Genomic DNA, 397 nt, shown 5'->3' with positions numbered 1-397 from the left:
ACCCAGAACGGGTTAAGCGCCTGGAAGCTGACCGGGTTGATGGAAAAGCCGAGAATTTCATGATGCACGTTGTTGATGGCAAAGAAGTTCAGCGACGTTGGCATCTGGGCGTAGAGAATGTAAAACACCACCGCTTCGAGCATCAGGACAAAGGCGACAAACATTTTATTGCGCCCGGTTTTATCCAGCTTGAATGCCTGACGAAAGAAAATGATGGTGACGACGATAGAGAGAACAATCAGCACCAGATTGGCGACTTCTACGTTGTGCATCAGCCATGCACAGACGAAGATCATCACCACGCTGCCAAGTAACACGTACAACAGTTTGCTGAAGCTCATCGGCCGGAAGTCGGGTTCAGAACCAATGTCTTTCACCATTCCGCGACAGGCGATGT

Annotated in this window: 1 protein-coding gene; it reads right to left on the bottom strand. The window is 49.9% G+C overall.

Going from position 1 to position 397, the window contains the following annotated elements; genetic code table 11:
- On the bottom strand, nt 1-397 hold a 397-nt coding region (locus EVJ32_RS16070), incomplete at both ends, for a POT-type proton-dependent oligopeptide transporter (protein WP_201740707.1).

The sequence above is a fragment of the Exiguobacterium sp. SH5S4 genome (genome assembly GCF_004337045.1).
Taxonomy (GTDB): domain Bacteria; phylum Bacillota; class Bacilli; order Exiguobacteriales; family Exiguobacteriaceae; genus Exiguobacterium; species Exiguobacterium aurantiacum_A.
This window is presented reverse-complemented; position numbering and strand designations above follow the sequence as displayed.